This is a genomic window from Methanomethylovorans sp. PtaU1.Bin093, assembly GCF_002067275.1.
Taxonomy (GTDB): domain Archaea; phylum Halobacteriota; class Methanosarcinia; order Methanosarcinales; family Methanosarcinaceae; genus Methanomethylovorans.
Window position 1 is genome coordinate 1 of record NZ_MVQX01000086.1, and the last position, 2,938, is coordinate 2,938.

At 40.2% G+C, this 2,938-nt stretch carries 3 protein-coding genes; 1 reads left to right on the plus strand and 2 read right to left on the minus strand.

Annotated elements, in window-relative coordinates; genetic code table 11:
- Positions 1 to 397 precede the first annotated feature (397 nt).
- A complete protein-coding gene (locus A4E24_RS09245; RefSeq protein ID WP_292353012.1) occupies positions 398 to 1,063 on the plus strand; it encodes a flavodoxin family protein in 666 nt (221 codons plus the stop codon).
- A gap of 228 nt (positions 1,064 to 1,291) precedes the next feature.
- Here the strand turns inward: A4E24_RS09245 and A4E24_RS09250 are convergent, their stop codons facing one another.
- The gene (locus A4E24_RS09250) at positions 1,292 to 1,897 is read right to left on the minus strand and encodes a YkgJ family cysteine cluster protein (RefSeq protein ID WP_292353013.1); all 606 of its coding nucleotides are present in this window, start codon (positions 1,895 to 1,897) and stop codon (positions 1,292 to 1,294) included.
- A 145-nt stretch (positions 1,898 to 2,042) separates the two neighbouring features.
- Entirely contained in the window at positions 2,043 to 2,831 is a 789-nt protein-coding gene (locus A4E24_RS09255; protein WP_292353014.1) for an ABC transporter permease, read from the minus strand.
- Between the last annotated feature and the right edge of the window lie 107 nt (positions 2,832 to 2,938).

Genomic DNA, 2,938 nt, shown 5'->3' on the forward strand with positions numbered 1-2,938 from the left:
ATTTGGCTTTCCGTTCATGTCATATGTTCCGACAACCCAGGTAGGTGTCGGAAATGCGAGTGTCTTTGCTCCGATAGATTGTTTCATGGTTTAATGTTCTTTCAGATGATATAAAATGGTTTTCGAGCCAAATCCGAATGTTTTTCTATCGAGAATTTTGATCAGAAGGTGCAGAACACTCTGCTGGCCTGGTAGGGATCTTGGTAATAAATGTAGTGTAGCATCCTGTTTTTTATTAAAAAGTGAGGGGAAAAAGTCCTCTCAAAAGCAAATTAAGGCTCACTATACAACATATATTTATACGTAAATTATCAGATAGGAACTATATCTATACAGTTATGGACTAAAATTTTATAGCAAATCTTGAATTTTGAGAAAAGAAAAAATGAGGTAAGTCATGAAAGTAATAGCAATGAACGGAAGTCCAAGAAAGGAATGGAACACAGCAACTCTGCTTGAAAAAGCTCTTGAAGGTGCAGCTTCGGAAGGTGCAGAAACAGAGATAATTCATCTCTATGACCTGAATTTTAAAGGATGTACAAGTTGTTTTGCCTGTAAATTAAAAAATGGGAAAAGCTATGGGAAATGTGCAATGAAGGATGAACTGACATCGGTGTTGGAAAAACTGAAAAATGCCGATGCAGTAATCCTAGGATCACCCATATACCTTGGAAATTTGACAGGCGAAATGAGATCATTTATGGAGCGGTTTATATTCCCATATCTGGTATACTCTGCTAACCCAGTAACACTATATCCAAAGAATATCTCTGTTGGGTACATTTACACGATGGGTGCAAAGGGAGAGCACTTTGATTTCTTTGGATTCAATAAAGTAATTGAAGTAAATGAAGCAATTGCAACGAAGATCTTCGGATATTCCGAATCATTGTGCAGTACCAATACATATCAGTTCGATGACTATTCAAAGTATGTTGCGGATATTTTTGATCTCAAAGAAAAAGCAAAAATACACGAAGAAGTATTTCCGCAGGACTGTAAGAAAGCCTTTGAGATGGGAGCAGGGTTAGTAAAACGACAAAGTGCAGAGGCTTCTGATTAACCCTCTATTTTTTAAGGTATCGTAAACTTGAAGTGAAATCTATTCTCCTAATTCCAGCTTTGTCCTTTTCTACAGGGCCTATAGGAAGATTTGCCTTGCCCTTAACTTTGCTAGATCTCTTTACCAAAGGCATGGATAAAAATCCTATAACTAAATAGAGTGGATTTTATCTGACTCCACCACGCACGAACAAAGCTATACAGAGCCTTTACAGGGATCATATACATACTATCCCAGATCCACACCGGAATTTATTTTGGGGAGATCCTTTGAAACCATATACATGGCAAACATCTCCAGTTCATCGAACGGTATCTGTATCTCTTTTAGTGTGTTCTTCATATGGAATCCTGCAAGCTCTTCAGCATAAGATTCAATGGTCTTTTCCCATTCCTCTATAATTCTGGCCTTTTCTTCTTCAGGTATCCCTGTTTTTGAGACGTTGGAGATCATCCACAATGCGAACTCCCTTATGATCAAAAAACCCACTGGACAAGGCTGCAAGCCTATGGAATTACCGGAAGTGTTCACTTTGAACGGATACAGGCCGCATACAATGGGACGCTGATAATAGACACCGCATCTGTCATGCGGTTTTAAAAAAGAGCAAGGCGTTTCTATCCTGTAAAGAGGGCTAATAGGCATCTCGCTCTGTATCCTCTTTGCCTTTTCAGGGTCCATCTGAGAGAAATTCCTGTACTCCTCCTCGAATATGTGGATCTGGCCATGCTTGCAGCAATGTGCTTCACATTCCTCAGGGCATATGTAATATTGCAGTATGCTCTGTATGGTACCATAGTGGATGGCCTTTTTGACAGCTTCTCTCATATCCATAAATGATCGTTACCAGTTTTGTGTTTTTGAGGATCGTGCCTATATAAGGCGTCTGATAAACTCAATAAGTTGAATATATATGTTTTCCCGGAAAGAAAGTGTATTCCAGAGCTACTGCCTTTCCTTAAGGTGCTCACAAGCATTTTTAAATGCGGTCTTGTTTTAATTTTATTGAGACCAATTGCTTCCTGCTATTGAAAAAGTTCCTGTAGGACAGGTAGCAAGCCACATACGAAGAAATTGAAGTTGTCGAAAGCAACATGAAAGTGACCATGATCTGATATTTTATTGCCTCTATGGGAGCTATCCCTGCGAGTATCAATCCCGTCATCATTCCAGGCAGTGATACGATCCCTAATGTTCTTGCAGAGTCGATGGTTGGGATCATGCCTGTTTTTATAGCATCCCTTATTATTCCTATAGAAGAAGGCAGGATATCTGCACCCAGAGACAATTTTGTTTCCACTTCCTCTCTCTTGTTCTTGAAATCAGACAGCATCTGCTTATAGCATACTCCCAGTGCAACCATAGAATTGCTGATGATCATACCGCCTACAGGAATTATCTGATATGGCTCATATGCTATTGTCCCCGAGAATACAAGTACAGAAAGGGTCAGCACCGTGCCTGTTGCAATGGCACTGAAAGATATTGCCAGTATCTTGTTAATGCCCTTCCCTCTTTTGGAAGCATTGTATGCAGCGTTGAAGGTCATAAAAAGGAGGAGAAGGGTTGTAAACAGAGGGCTTTCAAGACCAAATATGTATTCAAGGATGTATCCTAGAATAACGAGCTGGACCACAGCCCTTACCACACTGATCAGGGTTTCCTTCCCAAGACCCAGCTTTTGTGAATATGATAGATAAAGCGACACCAGCACAAGGGAAGAAGCAATGAGCAATGACGTATTGTCGATATCTACTGAACCATTCATTTTAAAACCTCCAGAGACTTGATCTCTCCGGCTTCCAGGGTAATGATCTTGTTTGCATACTTCTGGCTTTGTTCGGGATCATGCGTGATCCACAGGACAGTAATACC

Coding starts and splice junctions, on each gene's coding strand:
- A4E24_RS09245 (WP_292353012.1), top strand. CDS start 398: ATGAAAGTAATAGCAATGAACGGAAGTCCAAGAAAGGAATGGAACACA.
- A4E24_RS09255 (WP_292353014.1), bottom strand. CDS start 2,831: ATGAATGGTTCAGTAGATATCGACAATACGTCATTGCTCATTGCTTCT.
- A4E24_RS09250 (WP_292353013.1), bottom strand. CDS start 1,897: ATGGATATGAGAGAAGCTGTCAAAAAGGCCATCCACTATGGTACCATA.